The 20,393-nt window shown below is 69.8% G+C and carries 20 protein-coding genes and 1 other RNA gene; 12 read left to right on the top strand and 9 right to left on the bottom strand.

The window, feature by feature from the left end:
• Positions 1 to 30: 30 nt before the first annotated feature.
• The 3 genes from ACAG20_RS00930 to ACAG20_RS00920 are packed head-to-tail and all read right to left on the bottom strand — an operon-like array spanning position 31 to position 2,034.
• Entirely contained in the window at positions 31 to 864 is an 834-nt protein-coding gene (locus ACAG20_RS00930) for an SURF1 family protein (protein ID WP_370491187.1), read from the bottom strand.
• On the bottom strand, positions 864 to 1,358 hold the full coding sequence (locus ACAG20_RS00925) for a low molecular weight protein-tyrosine-phosphatase (RefSeq protein WP_112685497.1): 495 nt from the start codon (positions 1,356 to 1,358) through the stop codon (positions 864 to 866). The genes ACAG20_RS00930 and ACAG20_RS00925 overlap by 1 nt, the downstream gene beginning before the upstream one ends.
• Complete coding sequence (locus ACAG20_RS00920; RefSeq protein WP_370491186.1) at positions 1,351 to 2,034, bottom strand: HAD hydrolase-like protein; 684 nt, start codon at positions 2,032 to 2,034, stop codon at positions 1,351 to 1,353. Before ACAG20_RS00920 ends, ACAG20_RS00925 begins: the two co-directional genes overlap by 8 nt.
• A gap of 61 nt (positions 2,035 to 2,095) precedes the next feature.
• Between ACAG20_RS00920 and ACAG20_RS00915 the strand changes: the two genes are divergently transcribed.
• Genes ACAG20_RS00915 through ACAG20_RS00905 form a run of 3 tightly spaced genes read left to right on the top strand, consistent with a single transcriptional unit; the run spans position 2,096 to position 5,094 of the window.
• Positions 2,096 to 3,229 (top strand): Nif3-like dinuclear metal center hexameric protein, encoded by a 1,134-nt coding sequence (locus ACAG20_RS00915; RefSeq protein ID WP_370491185.1) that lies wholly within the window; start codon positions 2,096 to 2,098, stop codon positions 3,227 to 3,229.
• Complete coding sequence (locus tag ACAG20_RS00910; RefSeq protein ID WP_370491184.1) at positions 3,226 to 3,960, top strand: zinc ribbon domain-containing protein; 735 nt, start codon at positions 3,226 to 3,228, stop codon at positions 3,958 to 3,960. Before ACAG20_RS00915 ends, ACAG20_RS00910 begins: the two co-directional genes overlap by 4 nt.
• A gap of 24 nt (positions 3,961 to 3,984) precedes the next feature.
• Positions 3,985 to 5,094 (top strand): bifunctional RNase H/acid phosphatase, encoded by a 1,110-nt coding sequence (locus ACAG20_RS00905; protein ID WP_370491183.1) that lies wholly within the window; start codon positions 3,985 to 3,987, stop codon positions 5,092 to 5,094.
• A gap of 14 nt (positions 5,095 to 5,108) precedes the next feature.
• Here the strand turns inward: ACAG20_RS00905 and ACAG20_RS00900 are convergent, their stop codons facing one another.
• Genes ACAG20_RS00900 through cysK form a run of 3 tightly spaced genes read right to left on the bottom strand, consistent with a single transcriptional unit; the run spans position 5,109 to position 7,257 of the window.
• Positions 5,109 to 5,681, bottom strand: coding sequence for a helix-turn-helix domain-containing protein (locus ACAG20_RS00900; RefSeq protein WP_370491182.1), 573 nt, complete (start codon positions 5,679 to 5,681; stop codon positions 5,109 to 5,111).
• A 48-nt stretch (positions 5,682 to 5,729) separates the two neighbouring features.
• A complete protein-coding gene (gene epsC, locus ACAG20_RS00895) occupies positions 5,730 to 6,314 on the bottom strand; it encodes a serine O-acetyltransferase EpsC (protein ID WP_370491181.1) in 585 nt (194 codons plus the stop codon).
• A 7-nt stretch (positions 6,315 to 6,321) separates the two neighbouring features.
• Entirely contained in the window at positions 6,322 to 7,257 is a 936-nt protein-coding gene (gene cysK / locus ACAG20_RS00890; protein ID WP_370491180.1) for a cysteine synthase A, read from the bottom strand.
• Between the two features lie 216 nt (positions 7,258 to 7,473).
• Between cysK and ACAG20_RS00885 the strand changes: the two genes are divergently transcribed.
• Positions 7,474 to 8,388: an NAD(P)/FAD-dependent oxidoreductase gene (locus tag ACAG20_RS00885; protein WP_370491179.1), complete on the top strand. Its 915-nt coding sequence runs from the start codon at positions 7,474 to 7,476 to the stop codon at positions 8,386 to 8,388.
• Positions 8,381 to 9,010 carry a class I SAM-dependent methyltransferase gene (locus ACAG20_RS00880; RefSeq protein ID WP_370491178.1) on the top strand — a complete coding sequence of 210 codons (630 nt, stop codon included), beginning with the start codon at positions 8,381 to 8,383 and terminating at the stop codon, positions 9,008 to 9,010. The genes ACAG20_RS00885 and ACAG20_RS00880 overlap by 8 nt, the downstream gene beginning before the upstream one ends.
• A 25-nt stretch (positions 9,011 to 9,035) precedes the next feature.
• Here ACAG20_RS00880 and ACAG20_RS00875 read toward each other — a convergent pair whose 3' ends face one another.
• Complete coding sequence (locus ACAG20_RS00875; RefSeq protein ID WP_370491177.1) at positions 9,036 to 9,752, bottom strand: 2OG-Fe(II) oxygenase; 717 nt, start codon at positions 9,750 to 9,752, stop codon at positions 9,036 to 9,038.
• Between the two features lie 88 nt (positions 9,753 to 9,840).
• On the opposite strand from ACAG20_RS00875, the gene rnpB reads away from it, so the two are divergent.
• Positions 9,841 to 10,223, top strand: an RNA gene (rnpB, locus tag ACAG20_RS00870) — RNase P RNA component class A.
• Positions 10,224 to 10,397: 174 nt separating this feature from the next.
• Positions 10,398 to 10,859 carry a hypothetical protein gene (locus tag ACAG20_RS00865; RefSeq protein ID WP_370491176.1) on the top strand — a complete coding sequence of 154 codons (462 nt, stop codon included), beginning with the start codon at positions 10,398 to 10,400 and terminating at the stop codon, positions 10,857 to 10,859.
• A 196-nt stretch (positions 10,860 to 11,055) separates the two neighbouring features.
• Here ACAG20_RS00865 and ACAG20_RS00860 read toward each other — a convergent pair whose 3' ends face one another.
• Both ACAG20_RS00860 and panB read right to left on the bottom strand, forming a co-directional pair.
• On the bottom strand, positions 11,056 to 11,916 hold the full coding sequence (locus tag ACAG20_RS00860; RefSeq protein ID WP_370491175.1) for a CHAD domain-containing protein: 861 nt from the start codon (positions 11,914 to 11,916) through the stop codon (positions 11,056 to 11,058).
• 34 nt (positions 11,917 to 11,950) lie between these two features.
• The gene (panB, locus tag ACAG20_RS00855; RefSeq protein WP_370491174.1) at positions 11,951 to 12,802 is read right to left on the bottom strand and encodes a 3-methyl-2-oxobutanoate hydroxymethyltransferase; all 852 of its coding nucleotides are present in this window, start codon (positions 12,800 to 12,802) and stop codon (positions 11,951 to 11,953) included.
• 230 nt (positions 12,803 to 13,032) lie between these two features.
• On the opposite strand from panB, the gene ACAG20_RS00850 reads away from it, so the two are divergent.
• The 5 genes from ACAG20_RS00850 (at position 13,033) to ACAG20_RS00830 (ending at position 20,391) form a co-directional block, all read left to right on the top strand.
• Positions 13,033 to 14,574: an alpha/beta hydrolase gene (locus ACAG20_RS00850; protein WP_370491173.1), complete on the top strand. Its 1,542-nt coding sequence runs from the start codon at positions 13,033 to 13,035 to the stop codon at positions 14,572 to 14,574.
• A 20-nt stretch (positions 14,575 to 14,594) separates the two neighbouring features.
• Complete coding sequence (gene glnA / locus ACAG20_RS00845; RefSeq protein ID WP_370491172.1) at positions 14,595 to 15,935, top strand: type I glutamate--ammonia ligase; 1,341 nt, start codon at positions 14,595 to 14,597, stop codon at positions 15,933 to 15,935.
• A gap of 12 nt (positions 15,936 to 15,947) precedes the next feature.
• Positions 15,948 to 18,962: a bifunctional [glutamine synthetase] adenylyltransferase/[glutamine synthetase]-adenylyl-L-tyrosine phosphorylase gene (locus tag ACAG20_RS00840; RefSeq protein WP_370491171.1), complete on the top strand. Its 3,015-nt coding sequence runs from the start codon at positions 15,948 to 15,950 to the stop codon at positions 18,960 to 18,962.
• A 13-nt stretch (positions 18,963 to 18,975) separates the two neighbouring features.
• On the top strand, positions 18,976 to 19,623 hold the full coding sequence (locus tag ACAG20_RS00835) for a PaaI family thioesterase (protein WP_370491170.1): 648 nt from the start codon (positions 18,976 to 18,978) through the stop codon (positions 19,621 to 19,623).
• 144 nt (positions 19,624 to 19,767) lie between these two features.
• Positions 19,768 to 20,391 carry a hypothetical protein gene (locus ACAG20_RS00830; protein WP_370491169.1) on the top strand — a complete coding sequence of 208 codons (624 nt, stop codon included), beginning with the start codon at positions 19,768 to 19,770 and terminating at the stop codon, positions 20,389 to 20,391.
• The last annotated feature ends 2 nt before the right edge of the window (positions 20,392 to 20,393 follow it).

Raw genomic sequence — 20,393 nt, 5'->3', positions numbered from 1 at the left:
GCACTCGGGCCGATGGCGCGCCGGCAGTGGTCAGCGGCGCCGGCCGTACCGGTCGGCGAGCTTCTGTTCGACGGTCATCGGTGCTGCGGGCTCGTCCGGGTCGGCGTCGGCGGTGGCCGAGCTCTCCGCTCGCCGCGCGCGGATCTCGGCAAACGCGAAATAGCCCAGGCCGATCGGGGCGAGGATCCCGAACGCGATCCACTGGATGCCGTAGGACAAGAACGGGCCGGCGTCGCGGCGGGGCAGCGCGATCAACCCGAGCCCGCCCGGTTGGTCGTCGACCAGCTGCAAATAGGACCCGGTCAGCGGAACCTCGGTCAGCGCCGCGACCTGTTCGGTGTTGATCGAGTACACCTGGCGGAAGCCGTTCTCGCGGAACGGATTCTTGCCGGGAATCACCGCCTGTGAATCCCGCAGCCGTGCCGTGATGGTGACTTGCCCGTCCGGCGGCGGCGGAATCTCGGGCATCCGCGAGCCGCCGTCATCGGTACGCACATAGCCGCGGTTGACCAGCACCGTCGGCCCGCCGGTGACCGCGAACGGTGTCAGCACCTCGAAGGCCGGCACGCCGTCGATCAGCCGCAGCCGCACCAGCACCTGCGCGTCGGGGAGATAGCGGCCGGTGGCGGTCACCGGGCGCCACTGCTCATCGGGCGCCGACGAATCCTGGTGCGGCAGCACCGTCGTCAGCGGCACCGGTTCCGCCGTCAGCGCCCGTTCCAGTTGGCTGTTGAGGCGTGTGGTGGTGGTGTTCTTGCCCAGCTGCCACGGCGCCAGCACGGTGAAGCACAGGTAGGCGAAGGCCAGCACCACCACCGCCAGGGCCAGCCAGCTCGGGCGCAGCAGGAAGGCCAGCCGCCGCATCAGCTGCCCTCGCGGGACGCCAGCCGTCCGTCGACCCAGTCGTGCAGGCCCGGCAACGCGGCCGCGATCACGGTGTAGGCCGTCACGAAATCGTCATGTCCGCCGTAATACGGGTCGTCGACGTCGGGCACGGCCGCACCCGAACGCGGATCGAACGACCGCAACATCCGGATCCGGTCGGCCGGGATGCCCAGCCCCTGTAGCAGCCCCACGTGGTTGCGTCCCAGCGCCACCACCAGATCGGCGCCCATATGCAGCGGACCGACCTGGGCCGCGGAATGCTCCACCGGATAACCGTTGTCGCGCAGCACCCGGTTGGTGCGTTCGTCGGCGCCCTTGCCGACATGCCAGTCGGCGGTTCCGGCGCTGCTCACCTGCACCAGCTCGCCCAGGCCGCGTTGCGCGAGCTGGTGGGCGAACATCTTCTCGGCCATCGGAGACCGGCAGATGTTGCCGGTGCAGACGAACGTGACATGCAGCGCCGGGTCAGACACCGAGCACCTCCCGCAGTTCGGCGACGGTCTGCACGCGAGCAGCGGGACCGCCGGGGAAATCTGGGCCGGAGTCGGCGGCGTCCTGGTAATCGGCTTGGCCATAGCCCCAGCCGACCAGTACGGTGTCGATGCCGTGGGCGGCCGCGCCGTCGACGTCGTGGCGCCGGTCGCCCACCATCAGCAGCCGGGCCGGCAGCGGCGCCAGCTGCCGCAGCGCATGGGCCAGCACGTCGGACTTCGCCGCCCGGCTGCCGTCGACGCTGGCGCCGGCAACGACCTCGAAGTGGCCGTCGAGCCCGAAGTGGGCCAAAATCCTGCGCGCGGTCGGCTCGACCTTGGAGGTGGCCACGGCCAACCGCACCCCGGCGGCTCGCAGGTCGCCCAGCAGTGCGGGCACACCGTCGAACATGGTGTTCATCAGCCAGCCACGGCTGGTGTAGTCCGCGCGGTAGGCGGCGATCGCCGCGTCGGTCTGCTCGCCGAGGCCCATCGCGGCCAGCGTGTGGTGCATCGGCGGCCCGACGAGCCGCTGGGCGAGATCCCCGCCGGGAACCGGCGCGCCGATGTGGTCCAGCGCGTGGCGGAAGCTGGCCACGATCCCGGCTGCGGAGTCGGTCAAAGTGCCGTCCAGGTCGAAGATCACCAGTTCGGCGCTGACAGTGGTAGTGCGCGTCACGGCCCCATTGTCCCCGATGTGGGCGGCGGCCTCACCGAGTGGCGCACTACTGTCTTGGAGTGTGACTGCGCGGCTGGCTGATGTCATCGACGTGCTCGACGCCGCCTACCCCCCGGAACTGGCCCAGTCCTGGGATTCCGTCGGGCTGGTCTGCGGTGACCCGGACGACGTGGTGGGCTCGGTGACGATCGCGGTCGACGCGACGGCCGCGGTGGTCGACGAGGTGCCCGACGGCGGCCTGCTGCTGGCCCATCACCCGCTGCTGCTGCGCGGGGTGGACACCGTGGCGGCGAGTACGCCCAAGGGCTCGCTGGTGCACCGGCTGATCCGTTCCGGTCGCGCGCTGTTCACCGCGCACACCAATGCCGACTCGGCTTCACCGGGGGTGTCGGATGCGCTGGCCGACGCACTGGGCCTGACCGTGGAGGGCGTGCTGGAACCCGCCACGCGGGCCCCCGACACCGACAAGTGGGTGATCTACACCCCGATCGAGCACGCCGAGGCGGTGCGGGCCGCGGTATTCGCGGCCGGGGCCGGGCACATCGGCGACTACACCCGGTGCAGTTGGGGGGTGACCGGTACCGGACAGTTCCTGCCCGGCGACGGCGCGGACCCGACGATCGGGCGGGTGGGCGCGGTGGAGCGCGTCGCCGAGGACCGCATCGAGGTGGTGGCTCCGGCCCGCGCCCGCGGCCGGGTCCGGGCGGCGCTGCTGGCCGCGCATCCCTACGAGGAACCGGCGTTCGACGTGTTCGCGCTGCAGCCGCTGCCCGCCGGGGTCGGGATCGGCCGGATCGGCAGCTTGCCGGCGCCGGAGCCGCTGAGCACGTTCGTCGGCCGGGTCGCCGCCGGGCTGCCGGCCACCTCGTGGGGGGTGCGCGCGGCCGGGGACCCGGATCTGCCGGTATCGCGGGTGGCGGTGTGCGGCGGCGCCGGCGACTCGCTGCTGGACGCGGCGGCCGCGGCCGACGCCCAGGCCTATGTCACCGCGGATCTACGCCACCACCCGGCCGACGAGCATCGCCGCCGGTCGGCGGTGGCGCTGGTCGACGTGGCGCACTGGGCCAGTGAATACCCGTGGTGCGCGCAGGCGGCCGACGTGCTCCGGTCGCACTTCGGTGCTGCCCTGCCGGTGCGCGTCAGCGCGTTGCGCACCGACCCCTGGAATCTCGCGCTCGAAGGAGACCGGCGATGAAGGCTGAAGTGGCACACCAACGTTCGCTTCTGGAGCTCTCCGAGCTCGACGCCGAGCTGGCCCGGATCGCACACCGGGCCGGTCATCTTCCCGAGCAGCAGGAGCATGAGCGCATCCAGGCCGATCACACCGCCGCCGCCGACCGGCTGGCCGCACTGGAACTGGCGCTGGAGGACCTGGACGCCCAAGCCGCCCGATTCGAGTCCGAGATCGACGCGGTGCGCCAGCGCGCAGACCGCGACCGCGCGTTGCTGGACTCCGGGCAGACCAGCGCCAAGCAGGTCGCCGACCTGCAGCACGAGCTGGAGACACTGCAGCGGCGTCAGGCCAGCCTGGAGGATTCGCTGCTGGAACTGCTGGAACAGCGGGAGCAACTGCAGGCGCAGGCGACCGCCGAAACCGGTGTGGTCGACGAGCTGGCCACCGAGCTGGCCCGGGCGGAGCAGAGCCTGCAGACCGCGTCGGCTGAGCTCGAGACCACTCGTGCCCAGCGCGCGGCGACCCGTGCGGAGCTGGCTGACACGATCGACGGTGAGCTGCTCGCGCTCTACGAGCGGCAGCGGGCCTCCGGCGGCGTCGGGGCGGGACCGCTGCGGGGCGGCCAGTGCGGGGCCTGCCGGATCGAGATCGACCGCGGCGAGCTGGCCCGGATCTCGGCGGCCCAGCCCGAGGAGGTGCTGCGGTGCCCGGAGTGCAGCGCAATCCTGCTGCGGGTCAAGGACTTTGGATAGCGCGCCGCGGATGAGGGTCGTGGGATGAAGGTGGTAGTCGAAGCCGACGGCGGATCGCGCGGCAACCCGGGGCCCGCCGGCTATGGCTCGGTGGTGTGGTCGGCGGACCGCGCCGAGGTGCTCGCCGAGATCAAGGAGTCGATCGGCGTGGCCACCAACAACGTGGCCGAATACCGCGGCCTGGTCGCGGGACTGACCGAGGCGGCACGGTTGGGCGCCGCCGAGGTCGCGGTATTCATGGACTCCAAGTTGGTGGTCGAACAGATGGCCGGCCGATGGAAGGTCAAGCACCCGGATCTGATCCCGCTACACACCCGCGCCCGCGAGCTGGCGGCCAAGTTCGACCATGTTCGCTACACCTGGATTCCGCGGGAGAAGAACTCTCACGCCGACCGGCTGGCGAATGAGGCGATGGACGCCGCCGCCAAGGCCACCGCCCCGGCCGTTGCGGAGCCGACGGCCGGGAATCCCGGGAAACCGGTGTCGGATAAGCCCACGGCGCCCGGCTGGACGGGCGCGACGGGGACCCCCACCAGGCTGTTGCTGCTGCGGCACGGGCAGACCGAATTGTCGGTGCAACGGCGCTACTCCGGGTGCGGCAATCCGGAACTGACCGACACGGGCCGGCGCCAGGCCGACGCGGCGGCGCGCTTCCTGGCGCAGCGCGGCGGCATTTCGGCGGTGATCAGTTCGCCACTGCAGCGCTGCCATGACACCGCCACCGCCGCGGCGAAGCTGCTGCGACTGGACGTGGCCGTCGATGAGGACCTGATCGAGACCGACTTCGGCGCCTGGGAGGGCCTGACGTTCGCCGAGGCGGCCGCGCGCGATCCGGAACTGCACCGGCGGTGGCTGACCGACACCGCTACCGAGCCGCCGGGCGGGGAGAGTTTCGACGCGGTGCAGCGGCGGGTACGGCGCGCACGCGACCGGATCATCGCCGAGCACCCCGGCACGACCGTGTTGGTGGTGTCGCATGTGACGCCGATCAAAACGGTGCTGCGGCTGGCGCTGGACGCCGGTCCGGCCATCCTCTATCGGCTGCACCTGGACCTGGCGTCGTTGAGCATCGCCGAGTTCTTCGCTGACGGGCCCGCGTCGGTGCGGCTGGTGAATCAGACCGCCTACCTCTAGTCGCCGGCGCGCGCTCAGTCGTGCAGGTGCACCCGCTCGCCGTGGGCGCCGAAGATCATGATCGCCTCGGCCGGCCGGTCGACCGCGACGAACCAGTGCGGGGTCCAGGTGGAGAATTCCACGGCCTCGCCCGGCCCGATCAGGAAGTCGTCGTCGCCGAGCACCAATCGCAGCCGGCCCGACAGCACGTACATCCACTCGTGTCCCTCGTGAACCGGCAACTCGGCCGGACGCCGACGCCGGACGTTGACCCGGATCTTGAAGGCGTGCAGGCCGCCGGCCGGACCGTGTCGGGTCAGCGGCCAGTAGGTGATGCCGTGGCGGGCCTGCGCGGCGCCCCGCACCCGCGGGTCGCGGTGTTCGGGGGCGCGCAGCAACTCGTCGGTGCTGACCGACAGCGCCTCGGCCAGCCGGGGCAGGTGATCCAGTGCCAGGCGCCGTTTGCCGGATTCGAGCCGGCTCAGCGTCGAGACGTCGATGCGGGCGCGCGTTGCCACGTCCTCGAGCGTCAGGCCCTGCTGCGTGCGGAGTTCCCGCAGCCGGCGACGCACTCGCAGGTCGACGCTGCCCTCGTCAGTTGCCGCCACGGCAAACCAGTTTGCCGTCGGATACCGGCCGACGCAATCGGGCGCGGATCAGATGTACATCGCGGGATCGATGTAGGCCGTCGGGTCGACACCGGGCTCACGCTGGGTCTCGGCACGGGGCCGCACCACCGCCGGGATTCCGGTCGCGATCGAGTTCGCCGGTACATCCCGGGTGATGACGGCATTGGCGCCCACCGCTGAGTCGTCCCCGATGCGTATCGGCCCGAGCACTTTCGCCCCGGCGCCGATGGTGACCCGGTCGCCAAGGGTGGGGTGGCGCTTGCCCCGCTTCATCGAGCGGCCGCCCAGTGTCACGCCGTGGTAGAGCATCACGTCGTCGCCGATCTCGGTGGTCTCGCCGATCACCACGCCCATCCCGTGGTCGATGAAGAACCGCCGGCCGATGGTCGCACCCGGATGGATCTCGACCCCGGTCAGGAACCGGGTGAACTGGGCCAGCAGTCGTGCGACGCCACGCAATGCGGGCCGGGACCAAAGCCGGTGTGCCACACGGTGTGACCAGATGGCGTGCAGACCTGAATAGACCAAGGCGTTCTCCACGTTCCCACGCGCAGCCGGATCGTGGGCCCGGGCGTTCTGCAGGTCTTCGCGTACCGCCGATAGCAGGCTCATGAGGCGATTATTCCCTGATGTGCTCGAACAGCGGCGTCGAGATGTAGCGTTCGCCGAAGTCGGGGATGACCGTGACGATGAGCTTGCCGTCGTTCTCCGGGCGCTTGGCCAGTTCGATTGCGGCCCAGACGTTCGCACCCGCGGAGATCCCGCCGAGGATGCCTTCGTCGGTGCCGAGCAGGCGGGCGACCTCGACGGCGTCTTCGAAGGTGGCATCGATGATCTCGTCGTAGACTCCCGGATCGAGCACCTCGGGCACGAAATTCGCTCCCAGACCCTGGATCTTGTGCGGTCCGGGATCTCCACCGGTGAGGATCGGAGACTCCTTCGGTTCGACGCCGACTATCCTCAGCCCGGGTTTGCGTTGCTTGAGCCCGTGACCCACCCCGGTCAGCGTTCCGCCGGTGCCGATCCCGGCGACGAAGATGTCGACTGCGCCGTTGGTGTCCGACCAGATCTCCTCGGCGGTCGTCCTCGCGTGGATCTCCGGGTTGGCGGGGTTGGCGAACTGATCGGCTGCCACCGCGTTGTCGGTGTCGGCGATGATCTGCTTCGCCTTGGCCACCGCACCCGACATCCCCTCGGCGCCGGGGGTCAACACGATCTCGGCGCCGAACGCGCGAAGCATCGCCCGGCGCTCGGTGGACATGGTGTCCGGCATGGTGAGGATCACCTTGTACCCGCGCGCCGCACCGACCATCGCCAGCGCGATGCCGGTGTTGCCGCTGGTGGCCTCGACGATGGTTCCGCCGGGCCGCAGCTCACCGGACCGCTCGGCAGCGTCGACGATCGCCACCCCGATGCGATCTTTGACACTGTGCGCCGGGTTGTAGAACTCCAGCTTGGCCAGCACCTCCCCGCCGAGGCCAGCGGTGAGCCGGTTGAGCCGGACGAGCGGTGTATGCCCGACCAGTTCGGTGACGTTGTCGTAGATCCTGCCCATAGGAGACCTTATCTCTCGCTGCTCGTCCGGTGCTGCGTCGTGGTCACACAAAACAGACCCCGTCAACGATGCTAGGAGCACGCTGCTTCGATGCGACGAATGGCCCGCCAGAACACCTCGATCTTCACCTCGACGGCGATGTGAACCGGCTCGCATACTTGCCTGGATAGCAAAACAACTTGCCGCCCCCGGGGGCGCCCCGGCACGCTCGGGTGCATGGCAGAGATCTGGGATTGCATTGTGGTGGGCGGCGGGGCGGCCGGTCTCAGCGCCGGTCTGGTGCTGGGCCGGGCCCGGCGCACGACCTTGCTGATCGACGCGGGGGAGCAGAGCAACCTACCCGCCACCGGCATCGGCGGCCTGTTGGGTCACGACGGCCGCCCGCCGGCCGAATTGTATGGGATCGGACGCCGCGAACTCGGGCGCTACGGGGTGCAGACCCGCTCCGGTTCGGTGGCCCGCGTCGAGGCCGGGGACGGCGAGTTCGTGCTGCACTTGGCCGATGCGGCCAGCGAACGGTGCCGCCGGGTGCTGCTGGCCACCGGGATGGCCTACCAGCCACCGGAGCTGCCCGGCCTGGCGCCGCTGTGGGGCCGGTCGGTCTTCCACTGTCCGTTCTGCCACGGCTGGGAGGTGGCCGATCAACCGCTGGCGGTGTTGGCCCGCGGTGAGAAAGCCGGGCACCTGGCGTTGCTGTTGCGGTGCTGGAGCGACGACATCGTGCTGCTGGCCGACGGTTCGGCCGACCTCGACGACGCGGGTCGCGGCCGGCTGGCGCGCGCCGGCATCCGGGTCGACGAGCGGCCGGTGGCGGCGCTGGATGCAGCTGACGGCGACTTGTCGGCGGTGGTGTTTGCTGATGGCAGCCGACTGCCGCGGCGCGGGCTGCTGGTGGCCACGGGCATGCAGCAGCGCGATCGGCTGGCGGCCCAACTGGGCGTGGACATCACCGCGCCGGGCCCGGCCGCCCAAGACCCGATCGGCGTGGATCCGCTGTACCGCACCTCGGTTCCCGGGGTGTTCGCCGCCGGGGACCTGACCGGCGAGATGCCGCAGGTCGCCGTGGCGATCGCGGCGGGAGCGCGGGCCGCAGCCGCAGTGGTGCAGAGTCTGGCGCTCGGCGATGTCTGAACCGCAGCGCGACGCGCAGGAGTTCTGGGACGAGTTCTACGACGGCGAGGAGCGGATATGGAGCGGCCGGGTCAACGTCCAGCTCGCACAGATCGCCGCCGGCCTGGCGCCGGGGCGGGCGCTGGACCTGGGCTGCGGCGAGGGCGCTGATGCGATCTGGTTGGCCGAAAAGGGTTGGCAGGTGCTCGCCGTCGACGTCTCCGCCAACGCGTTGGAACGGGCCTGGGCCGCAGCGCGGCGACGAGAAATGCTGCCGCACATTCGTTTCGAGTGTCACGACCTGTCCGACAGCTTTCCGGCCGGCCGGTTCGACCTGGTGTCGGCCCAGTTCCTGCACTCCCCGGCGCGGCTGGAACGTGAGACGGTGCTGCGCCGGGCCGCCGCGGCGGTGGCGGTGGGTGGCCGGTTGCTGATCGTCGACCACGGTGCCGCGCCGCCGTGGGCCGACGAACAGGCCCACGCACACCATTTCGACACGGTGGCGAAGGTGCTGGCGGGGCTTGGCCTCGACGATGCGCGGTGGGAGCGGCTGCGGGTGGGCACCGCCGAGCGTGACGCCGTCGGGCCCGACGGTCAGACCGCCACGCTGACCGACAACGTGATCGTGCTGCGGCGCCGCTGAAGCGCTGCCGCTCACGCGGTGTTCTTCAAGCGGCGTCGTGAAAGATCAGCCCGAGGGTGTAGCGCTCGCCGGAGCGGACCGTCGAAACGCCGTGGCGCACCGGTGACGCCGACCAGCCCCTGGTGGAGCGCACCGGCCGGTCGCGGGTGGTGAACAGATAACCGTGTCCGTGCGGCAACTGGGTGGCGGTGCCCCGGGACTGGGCGCGCGGCCGCTGTTCGACCAGCAGGAACTCCCCGCCGGTGTAGTCGGTGTCCGGGTCGCTGAGATTGATCACCACCTGCAGCGGAAACACCAACTCGCCGTACAGGTCCCGGTGCAGGGCATTCCAGTCGCCGGGACCGTAGCGCAACATCAGCGCGGTGGATTTGGTCTGCCCACTGCGGTGACAGTGATCCAGCCATTCGTCGAAGTCGTCGGGCCAGGGGGCGTCTCGCCGCAGCCGCGCCGCCCAGTTCCGCGCGATCGGCAGCAGGTGTGGATACAGCGCCCGTTTGAGGGGATCGATGGGGTCCGGTGCCGGCGCGGCGAAGTACCGGTATTGCCCGGATCCGTAACGCTGCCGCTGCATGTCGACGGTGGCGCGGAAGCGTTCGTCATCGCGGTAAACCCGGCGTAGCCGGGCGGCCTCCGACGCCGTCAGCAGCCGGGGCAGCAGCGCGCCGCCGACCTCGTCGAGTTCGGCGGCGATGGCCTCCCAGTCGCCGGCGTCCACCCGCCGCTGCCACGGTGTCGTCGTCATCACCGCAAAGCCTAAGCCCGCCCGGCTCGGCGGCGCGGCGCTGCGGGTGGCCCACCGGCCGGGTTGCCGGTACGGTGAGCAGCGCGGACGAGTTGGCCGGGCGGCCGCGGCTCGCGTGAGCGGGTCGAGGAAAGTCCGGACTTCACAGAGCAGGGTGATTGCTAACAGCAATCCGAGGTGACTCGCGGGATAGTGCCACAGAAAACAGACCGCCACCTTTGGTGGTAAGGGTGAAACGGTGCGGTAAGAGCGCACCAGCGTGCCGGGTGACCGGTACGGCTTGGTAAACCCCACCCGAAGCAAGGCCAAGAAGACCGCACTTCGTGCGGTCGCGCAGGTGTTCGAGGGCTGCTCGCCCGAATCTGCGGGTAGGCCGCTCGAGGTACCCGGCGACGGTGTGCCCAGATGGATGGTCGCCGCCGCACCGCCCGCGGTGCGGAACAGAATCCGGCTTACAGGCCGACTCGTCCGCCCCTAGGTTTGACCAGTGCGTTCACCCATTGCCGCTCTCGCCGTGCCGGATCAACAGCTGCCGAAGTAGTGGCGGAGCAAGTGCCCAGGCACGGTCAGGAGTTGCCGGTCCACGGTCATCCCGGGCTGATCGGTGGACTGCGCGCGGGCGCCTTGCGGGTTAACTTGTCGTCCATGACGAACGAAGAGCGACTCCGGCAGATAGCCAGGGACGTATTCCCGGACTGGTCGCGGCCGCCCCGGATCGTGGTGGAGGAGATCGGCGAGCTGGTTAGGCGATGGCCGGTTGATGGCTTCGCACGCGAAATGCTGCCGGATCAGCAGCGCCGTCTGGTGTGGATCGACGGCCGCGCGATCGGACAGCTGGACTTCATCGCGGACGCTGCCGAGGAGCAGGATCTGGTTGCGCTGATCCGGCCGCTGAGCCAGGTCACCGGGGTCGAAGTCAAAGCTTATGGTCCGGCGGACAGTTTCGGGGAGCGAACGTACCGGCGCGCAGTGATGGTGCACTTTGCATCCGGGAATCCGATTGAGGTCGACACCACCCAACACACGAACGACAGCCTTCGCGGCAGCGCCGACCGGTTCATCGATCGGGTACTGGACGCACTGGCGGGCACATCCGCCGGGGACTAGGCGCCCGCTCAGTAGCGAACCGCCCCTAAATCCGTCGGCCGAGGATGGCCTTCACACGCCTGCGGCCGGCTTGGCTTTGAACACCCCGGCGTCGGTGGAGGCGATCTCGAGGGTTCTCGTCAAATGCCGCTTGGCTCAGTGCATTTCGTTGGCCAATTGGCGTCAGTGTCCGGGTGTGGTGTTCACCGCGGCGGGCTTACCGGTCGGCTTGTCCGCCCCGTAGCACCGCCATCGACTCGGCGAGCTCGTCGAGCGCCCGATCGAGCTGGGCACGGCAGTTGCGGGCGATGTCGCGTTCCCGCTGATAGAGCAACCCGTAGGTGAAGGTGTCCTCACCGGCTGCCTCGGCGGCCCGGGACTCGGCAAGTAGATGTTCCCGGCTGACGACACTGTCCTGATGCTCGCCGAGCAGGTTCTGGATGTTCTTGGCCTGCTCCTCGATCGAGGGCGCACCCACCGCCGCCGCGGTGTAGCGCAGCCGCTTGGCCGCCTTGCGGATCCGGTGCAGCGCTTCGTCGTCGTGGCCGGTGCCGCCGACCCGGGTGGCCTTGGCGGCCTTGCGCACCCGCCGATAGGCGGCGGCGACGGTCGCGGTGTCGCCGCCGGCCGACTCGGCGGCTGGGCCGGCGGTTTCCCCGGCGGCCACCGTCTCGAGGCCGGCGAGCAGCCGGCGATACCGGGGCGAGTCCAGCGCGGCCACCGATTGCGCCCAGCCCGTGCGGTAGCGCTGGGCGGCGGCGTCCACCAGCCGTTCGACGACCCGCCCCCGCACCAGTGACGGCCCGATCCGGTCGAGTGCCCGGCGGTAGCGCTGCGCCAGCACTTCGGCGTCCCGCGCGGTGCCGAGCACCCCGGCCAACCAGCGCAGCTCGTCGTCGATGCCGGAGAAGGACCCCGGAACGGCCCGCAGCAGGCTGCGGATCCGGCGGATGCTCACCCGCAGCTGATGCACCGCGTCGTCGGCGTCGGCCCGCACGGCGCGCTCGATCACCGGCAGGGAAGCGACCTGTTCGGCAATGGCGCAGCGGATCGGATCGCCCGCGTTGTCACCGGTCATCGGCCCAGCGTGTCACACCGCGAGCGGTGCCGTCTCAGAAGCAGTGCTCCTCGGCGGGGAAGCTGCCGGCTGACACCTCGTCGGCGTACCGGGTTGCCGCACGGTGCAATTCAGCACCGACGTCGCCGAAGCGCTTGACGAACCGGGCGGTCTTGCCGGTAGTCATCCCGGCCATGTCCTGCCACACCAGCACCTGGGCGTCGCAGTTGGGTCCGGCGCCGATCCCGACGGTGGGAATGGTCAGCTTGCCGGTGATCTGGGTGGCCAACTCCGCGGGCACCATCTCCATCACCACCGCGAACGCACCCGCCTCGGCGACGGCGATCGCATCGTGGATGGTCTGCTCGGCGGCGTCACCGCGACCCTGGACCCGGAAACCGCCGAGGGTGTTGACGCTCTGCGGCGTGAAGCCGATGTGCGCCATCACCGGGATGCCGGCTGCTGACAGCGTCGCGATCTGCTCAGCAACCCGCTCGCCGCCTTCCAGCTTGACGGCGTGGGCGCCGCCCTCCTTCATGAAGCGGGTGGCGGTGGCCAGCGCCGCTGCCGGGCCGCCCTCATACGAGCCGAACGGCAGGTCGGCGACCACCAGCGCATGCGGGGCACCGCGCACCACCGCGCGGACCAGCGGGATCAGCTCGTCGACGGAGATCGGCACGGTGCTGTCGTAGCCGTAGACCACGTTGGCCGCCGAGTCGCCCACCAGCAGCACCGGGATGCCGGCATCGTCGAAGATCCGGGCCGTGGAGTAGTCGTAGGCCGTGAGCATCGCCCACTTGCGGCCCTCGCCTTTCAGCTGTTGCAGGTGATGAACGCGGGTCTGCGGAGCAATGCGGGCCGGTTCGGATCTGTCATCGCGCGAAGCGCCGTAAAGGTGCCCAGACATCGTTGTCCCTCGAATTGGTCGGGTCGATCCTCGAAGCCCGCAGCGGGGTCCCCGGGTCGTCTGACATCAGCCAGTGTGCCACCTGCGGCGGTGCGGCTGAACCACCAGGTGGAGTGGATTTCCTCACACCCGAACCGGTCGGCCCGATCAGCGGCCGGCCTGCTCGACGCCACGCGCTGAGCGACCGGGTGCCCGGAGCCGGCCGACCGTGCATGGCAGCATGTGGTGTCATGACCCCGCCGACCCGCCGCGACAGGATCGCGCGTACGACTTTGACCTGCCTCGCGATCGCGATGGCGGCGCTCATGGTCGGCAGCTGCACCAGGATGACGCCGGGGCACGCGGTATTGGCCGGACCGCGGGTGGGCCAGCCGGTGCAGTGGGACAAGTGCCGTTTCACCGCCGACACCAACATCAAGGTGCCCGACGACGCCCAGTGCGGATTCATCGCGGTGCCGGTCGACTACTCCAACACGCAGGGCGCCGTGGCCCGGCTGGCCATGATCCGGTTCCCGGCCACCAAGGACAAGATCGGCTCGCTGGTGATCAACCCGGGCGGGCCGGGCGAGTCCGGCATCGAAACCGCGGTGGGGCTGGTCACCACGCTGCCGCGCAAGGTCCGCGAGCACTTCGACCTGGTCGGTTTCGACCCGCGCGGCGTGGCGTCGAGCCGGCCGGCGGTCTGGTGCAACTCAGACAAGGAGAACGACCGGCTGCGGGCCCTCAACCAGGTCGACTACAGCCCCGAAGGCGTGGAACGCATCGAGAACGAGACCAAGGAATACGTCGAGCGCTGCCTGGAGAAGACCGGCAAGGAGTTCTTGGCTAACGTCGGCACCGTCAACGTCGCCCGCGACCTCGATGCGATCCGGGCCGGGCTGGGCGACGAGAAGCTGACCTACCTGGGCTATTCCTACGGCACCCGGATCGGCTCGGCGTATGCCGAGGCCTTCCCGCAGAACGTGCGCGCGATGATCCTCGACGGTGCGGTCGACCCCAACGCCGACCCGATCGAGGAGGACCTGCGCCAGGCGCAGGCTTTCCAGGGCGCCTTCGACGACTTCGCGGCGGACTGCGCCAAGGAGCCGGAGTGCCCGCTGGGCACCGATCCGGACAAGGCCGTCGACGTCTACCACAGCCTGGTCGACCCGCTGGTGGACAAGCCGGCCAAGACCAAGGACCCGCGCGGGCTGTCCTACAGCGACGCCATCGTCGGGACCATCATGGCGCTGTACTCGCCGACGTTCTGGACCCACCTCAACGACGGGCTGTCGGATCTGGCCGGCGGGCGCGGCGACATCATGCTCAGCCTGGCCGACCTGTACATGCGCCGCGACGCCAAGGGCCAGTACACCAACGCCACCGACGCCCGGGTGGCCGTCAACTGCGTCGACCAGCCGCCGATCACCGACCGCGCCAAGGTGGTCGACGAGGACCGGCGGTCGCGTGAATTGGCGCCGTTCATGAGTTACGGGCAGTTCACCGGTCACGCGCCGCTGAGCACCTGCGCGTTCTGGCCGGTGCCCCCGACCAGCGAGCCGCACACCATCTCGGTGCCGGATCTGCCGCCGACGATGGTGGTGTCGACCACCCGTGACCCGGCCACCCCGTATCAGGCGGGTGTGGACCTGGCCAAGCAGTTGCGCGGCGGCCTGCTGACGTTCAACGGAACCCAGCACACGGTGGTGTTTCAGGGCAACGAATGCGTCGACGGGTTCGCCACGCGTTACCTGATCGACGGCACGTTGCCGCCGACCGATGCGAAGTGCTGAGCGCTGCTACGCTTCGCGGTATGGACCGTCAGAAGGAGTTTGTGCTCCGCACGCTGGAGGAACGCGACATCCGCTTCGTCCGGCTCTGGTTCACCGACGTGCTGGGGTATCTGAAGTCGGTCGCGATCGCACCGGCTGAACTTGAGGGTGCCTTCGAGGAGGGCGTGGGCTTCGACGGTTCGGCGATCGAGGGCTTCGCCCGGGTCTTCGAATCGGACATGGTCGCCCACCCTGACCCGTCCACGTTCCAGTTGTTGCCGTGGACATCGGACTCCGGCCGGCAGTACTCGGCCCGGATGTTCTGCGACATCACCATGCCCGACGGATCGCCGGCGTGGGCGTCGTCGCGGCACGTGCTGCGCCGGCAACTGGCCAAGGCCGGGGAGCTGGGCTTCGCCTGCTACGTGCACCCCGAGATCGAGTTCTTCCTGCTTGAACCCGGCCCCTACGACGGGTCGACACCGGTGCCGGCCGACGACGCCGGCTACTTCGATCAGGCGATCCACGGCTCGGCCGCGAACTTCCGCCGGCACGCGATCGAGGCGCTGGAAACCATGGGCATCTCGGTGGAGTACAGCCACCACGAGAACGCCCCGGGTCAGCAGGAGATCGACCTGCGCTACGCCGACGCGCTGTCGATGGCCGACAACGTGATGACGTTCCGCTACCTGATCAAAGAGATCGCGCTCAAAGAAGGAGTGCGGGCCTCGTTCATGCCCAAGCCGTTCCGCGAATACGCCGGTTCGGCCATGCACACCCACATGAGCCTGTTCGAGGGTGAGGTCAACGCCTTCCACAGCCCCGATGACCCGCTGCAGCTTTCCGATACCGCCAAGTCGTTCATCGCCGGGATCCTCGAGCACGCCAACGAGATCAGTGCCGTCACCAACCAGTGGGTGAACTCCTATAAGCGGCTGATCCACGGCGGGGAGGCGCCCACCGCGGCGTCCTGGGGTGCCTCCAACCGGTCGGCGCTGGTGCGGGTACCGATGTACAGCCCGCACAAGACGTCGTCGCGGCGCGTCGAGGTGCGCAGCCCGGACTCGGCGTGCAACCCGTACCTGACCTTCGCCGTGCTGCTGGCCGCCGGGCTACGCGGGGTGGAGAAGGGCTACGAGCTCGGCCCGGAAGCCGAGGACAACGTGTGGGCGTTGACGCCCGAGGAACGCCGGGCGATGGGCTATCGGGAACTGCCCGGCACCCTGGAGCGCGCCCTTTCCGAGATGGAGAATTCCGAGTTGGTCGCAGAAGCGCTGGGGGAGCAGGTTTTCGACTTCTTCCTGCGCAACAAGCGCCAGGAGTGGGCCAACTACCGCAGCCACGTGACCCCCTACGAGCTGCAGAACTATCTGGCGCTCTAGTCCGGACGCCTGGTGGCCTACCCCGGAGCGCAGCGCCGCAAGCTGCCCAGCGTGGGGCGGCTCGGTTTGGTCGGCCGGTACGCCGCGGCGGACCTGACGGCACTGGGGTGGTACAGCGCCTACACCCAACCGCACGTCGACGTGCTCTGGGCACTGTCGCGGGCACCCGACGCCGACGTCGCGCTGCGCACCCTGGTCCGGCTGTCGGAGACGCCGGGAATCGACTGGGCCGAACTGAGTGCCGCGTTGCTGGCCGACCGCGGTCTGCGCGGGCGGCTGTTCGGGGTGATCGGATCCTCACTGGCCCTGGGTGATCATCTCATCGCCCACCCGCAGTCGTGGAAGCTGTTGGCGACCCCCGAGGGCGCCGACGGCGCTGACGGGGTGATCACCTTGCCGTCGGCGGATGCGTTGCGCGCCATGTTCGCCGACTGCATCGCCGAGACGACGGACGGCGGCTGCATCGAGCAGTTGCGGGTGCTCTACCGCGACCGGCTGCTGGTGTTGGCGGCGCTGGATCTGGCGCCCACTGTGGAGCCACTGCCGACGCTGCCGTTCGTGGCCGTCGGGGCGCACCTGGCCGACCTGGCCGATGCCGCGCTGGCTGCCGCCCTGCAGGTGGCCGAGCGGAACGTGTGCGGCGCGGACGACACCGCCGTCGTGCCGCGGCTGGCCGTGATAGCGATGGGCAAATCCGGTGCGCGGGAACTGAATTACGTCAGCGACGTCGACGTCATCTTCGTCGCCGAGGAAGCCGACGCGGTGAGCAGCCGGGTTGCCGGCGAGCTGATGGCGGTGGCGGGTGAGGCTTTCTTCGAGGTGGATGCCGGGCTGCGGCCGGAGGGCCGGCAGGGTGCGCTGGTGCGGACGCTGGAGTCGCACATCGCCTACTACCAGCGGTGGGCCAAGACCTGGGAGTTTCAGGCGTTGCTCAAGGCCCGCCCCGCCGCCGGTGATGCCGAGCTGGGGCGAGCCTACGTCGACGCGCTGCTGCCGATGGTGTGGACCGCTTGCGAGCGTGAGGATTTCGTCGCCGACGTGCAGGCAATGCGCCGGCGGGTGGAACAGCTGGTGCCCGCCGAGATCCGGGACCGGGAGATCAAGCTCGGCACCGGGGGACTGCGTGATGTGGAGTTCGCGGTGCAGCTGTTGCAGCTGGTCCACGGCCGCGGCGACGAGTCGCTCCACGTGGCCTCCACCGTCGACGCCCTGGCGGCGCTGGGCGCCGGCGGCTACATCGGCCGCGAGGACGCGGCCACCTTGACCGCGTCGTATGAGTTCCTCCGGCTTCTCGAACACCGGCTGCAGTTGCAGCGGCTCAAGCGCACCCACATGCTGCCGCCGCCCGACGACGACGAGGCGTTGCGCTGGCTGGCCCGCTCCGCCCATGTCCGCCCGGACGCCCGCCACGATGCGCTGGGAGTGTTGCGCGAGGAGCTCAAAGCGCACAACCTGCGGGTATCGCGGCTGCACGCCAAGCTGTTCTACCAACCGCTGCTGGAAGCGGTCGGACCCGCGGGTCTCGAGCTGGCCGGCGGTCTGACGCCCGACGCCGCCGAACGGCAACTGGCCGCGCTCGGCTATGACGCGCCGCAGAACGCCTTGACGCATCTGGCGGCGCTGACCAACCAGAGCGGCCGCCGCGGGCGGGTCCAGACGGTGTTGCTGCCCAAGCTGCTCTACTGGCTGTCGGGCACCCCCAATCCCGATGCCGGGCTGCTGGCCTACCGGCGGCTCAGCGAGGCGTTGGCCGCCCAGCGCTGGTACCTGAGCACGCTGCGCGACAGCAGCGCCGTCGCCAAGCGGCTGATGCGGGTGCTGGGCACGTCGGCCTACGTTCCGGAACTGTTGTTGCGCGCGCCGGATGTCCTGCTGGCTTACGGCGACGGGCCGGCCGGGCCGAAACTGCTGGACTCCGAGCCCGACGCGGTGGCCCGGGCACTGATCGCCTCGGCGGCGCGCCACGCCGATCCGGTGCGCGCCATCGCCGCCGCTCGCAGCCTGCGCCGTCACGAGCTGGCCCGGGTCGCCTCGGCGGACCTGCTGGGCATGCTCGATGTCCGCGACGTCTGTGCGGCGTTGACGTCGGTGTGGGTGGCGGTGTTGCAGGCCAGCCTGGACGCGATCATCCGGGTCAACCTGCCTGACGGCCAGGCGGAGTCGGCACCGGCACGGATCGCCGTCATCGCCATGGGGCGGCTCGGCGGGCGCGAGCTCGGCTACGGCTCGGACGCCGACGTGATGTTCGTCTGCGAGGCCAATGAGGGGGTCAGCGACACCGATGCGGTGCGCTGGGCGACGTCGATCGCCGAGCAGGTCCGGGCACTGCTGGGCACCGCCAGCGCCGACCCGCCGCTGCAGGTGGACATCAACCTGCGACCGGAGGGCCGCAGCGGCCCGCCGGTGCGCACCCTGGCCTCCTATGCGGCCTACTACGACCAGTGGGCGCAGCCGTGGGAGATCCAGGCGTTGCTGCGGGCGCACCGGGTCGCCGGCGATGCGGACCTGGGCCGCCGGTTCCTGCTGATGGTCGACCGCACCCGGTACCCCGCCGGCGGGGTGTCGGCCGATGCGGTGCGGGAGATCCGCCGGGTGAAGGCCCGAGTCGATGCCGAGCGGCTGCCGCGAGGCGCCGATCCCAACACCCACACCAAACTGGGCCGCGGCGGGCTGGCCGACGTCGAATGGACCGTGCAGTTGGTGCAGCTGCGCCACGCACACGAGGTCCCGGCGCTGCACAACACGTCGACGCTGGAGACGCTGGACGCCATCGCTGATGCCGGGCTGGTCGACGAAGACGACGTGGACCGGCTCCGGCAGGCCTGGCTGACCGCGACCCGGGCCCGCAACGCGCTGGTGCTGGTGCGGGGCAAACCGACCGACCAGCTGCCCGGGGCGGGACGGGCGCTCAACGCGGTGGCGGTGGCCGCCGGCTGGCCCGGCGGTGACGGCGGTGAGTTCCTGGACAACTATCTGCGGGTGACGCGGCGCGCAAAGGTTGTGGTGCGCAAGGTATTCGGAGACTAGAAGGAGTACGTTGGTGGTGCAATTCAGGCCGGGCTCGAACGTGCCGACGATCAGTACCGATGAGAGTGCGCGGTTGTTGGAGCGTTACGGACCGCTGGCGCAGGCGGTGCGTGAGCTGATCGACGCCACCATCCGCACCCAAACCGACGACACCACGGCTCGCGAGGTGACCGCTCAATTGCGCGAGCTGACCGAGCGGCTGCAGGCCGGTACGCTGAGTGACTCGCCCGGAATGCGTTACGTAGTCGACGGGCGGCCGCTGGCATGGGGCAACGCCGTGATCGGGCTGCGCAACCCGATCGCCCCTCCGCTGGTGATCGAGCACGGCGAGAACGGTCACTGCTGGACCGATTTCCATCTCGGGGCGGCCTACGAGGGGCCGCCGAGCCTGGTCCACGGCGGGGTCAGCGCCCTGGTCCTCGACCACCTGCTGGGGGAGGCCGCCAGCGACGGCCTGACCAAGGCGCTCTACACCGGCACCATCACCGTGAAGTACTTGCGCGGCACCCCATTGGGGCCGTTGCACGCCGAAGCCTCGATCTACCGCAAGGAGGGCTTCAAGACCTATGCCCGCGGGCATATCTCCGACGCGTCCGGGGTGACCGTGGAGGCCGACGGGGTCTTCATCATGCCGTCCTGGGCCCGCGACGCGGTCGAGTGAGGGCCGGCGCAGCAGTCGGGGAGACTGCGGTTGCACAAGTAATTCTTCGGCGACCTGATCATTTGCTAGGGTTTTCGTCGGAAACACTCATGTCCGCGGGTTGTCTGGGTCGGCGGTGGGAATTCGAGGACGAGGATCGTGCTGATGTTGGCTGATGGGCGTCGTTTCGGTGTTGGAGTCGGCCTGGTCAGCGGGGCCGTAGCGGTTGCGGTGACGATCGGACTGGGCGGCGCCCACGCCGGCACCACCGATCAGCTGGCCGGTGTCGCAGTCGCCGATGACAACGCCGACTCGACCGAGCTGTTGATCATCGCCGGCACGAATTTTAGGGACGCCGGGGACATCGTCACCGGGATCGACACCTCGGAGCTGTCCGGATCGTTGCTGTCGGCGGTCGAGGCGATTCATCGTTTTCCGAGCATCATGGACCGGACGGTGGACATCGTGGCCGACAAACTTGCACCCGCCGAAGCGACAATCCTCGAGCATTCCGGGTCGATGTCCTCACTGATCGACCAACTGTTCTTCGCACCGCTCAACCAGCAGTGGGCGGACGCCGGCGCATCGATGCTGGATGCCACGCAGGCGTTCGAGACCGCGGTCGCCGAGGGCTCGCTGGCAGACGCCATGTCAACGCAGTTCCAGATGCTGGGGCTCACCTTCACCGAGGTGATCCCGCTCGCGTTGGTGTCGGCCCCCGTGGTGTGGATCGGCAGCATCTTCGATGATGCCGTGGCCATGACGGACTTCTTCGACTTCGGGTTCTGACG

The organism is Mycobacterium sp. pW045 (genome assembly GCF_041287085.1).
In the GTDB taxonomy this organism is placed as follows: Bacteria; Actinomycetota; Actinomycetes; order Mycobacteriales; family Mycobacteriaceae; genus Mycobacterium; species Mycobacterium algericum_A.
This window is presented reverse-complemented; position numbering and strand designations above follow the sequence as displayed.

What these genes read in the sequence shown, in the direction of transcription:
- ACAG20_RS00865 (WP_370491176.1), top strand. Translation starts at nt 10,398, where the DNA reads ATGACGAACGAAGAGCGACTCCGGCAGATAGCCAGGGACGTATTCCCG.
- ACAG20_RS00885 (WP_370491179.1), top strand. Translation starts at nt 7,474, where the DNA reads ATGGCAGAGATCTGGGATTGCATTGTGGTGGGCGGCGGGGCGGCCGGT.
- cysK (WP_370491180.1), bottom strand. Translation starts at nt 7,257, where the DNA reads ATGGGCAGGATCTACGACAACGTCACCGAACTGGTCGGGCATACACCG.
- ACAG20_RS00880 (WP_370491178.1), top strand. Translation starts at nt 8,381, where the DNA reads ATGTCTGAACCGCAGCGCGACGCGCAGGAGTTCTGGGACGAGTTCTAC.
- ACAG20_RS00910 (WP_370491184.1), top strand. Translation starts at nt 3,226, where the DNA reads ATGAAGGCTGAAGTGGCACACCAACGTTCGCTTCTGGAGCTCTCCGAG.
- ACAG20_RS00830 (WP_370491169.1), top strand. Translation starts at nt 19,768, where the DNA reads ATGTTGGCTGATGGGCGTCGTTTCGGTGTTGGAGTCGGCCTGGTCAGC.
- ACAG20_RS00860 (WP_370491175.1), bottom strand. Translation starts at nt 11,916, where the DNA reads ATGACCGGTGACAACGCGGGCGATCCGATCCGCTGCGCCATTGCCGAA.
- epsC (WP_370491181.1), bottom strand. Translation starts at nt 6,314, where the DNA reads ATGAGCCTGCTATCGGCGGTACGCGAAGACCTGCAGAACGCCCGGGCC.
- ACAG20_RS00905 (WP_370491183.1), top strand. Translation starts at nt 3,985, where the DNA reads ATGAAGGTGGTAGTCGAAGCCGACGGCGGATCGCGCGGCAACCCGGGG.
- glnA (WP_370491172.1), top strand. Translation starts at nt 14,595, where the DNA reads ATGGACCGTCAGAAGGAGTTTGTGCTCCGCACGCTGGAGGAACGCGAC.
- ACAG20_RS00875 (WP_370491177.1), bottom strand. Translation starts at nt 9,752, where the DNA reads ATGACGACGACACCGTGGCAGCGGCGGGTGGACGCCGGCGACTGGGAG.
- panB (WP_370491174.1), bottom strand. Translation starts at nt 12,802, where the DNA reads ATGTCTGGGCACCTTTACGGCGCTTCGCGCGATGACAGATCCGAACCG.
- ACAG20_RS00930 (WP_370491187.1), bottom strand. Translation starts at nt 864, where the DNA reads ATGCGGCGGCTGGCCTTCCTGCTGCGCCCGAGCTGGCTGGCCCTGGCG.
- ACAG20_RS00850 (WP_370491173.1), top strand. Translation starts at nt 13,033, where the DNA reads ATGACCCCGCCGACCCGCCGCGACAGGATCGCGCGTACGACTTTGACC.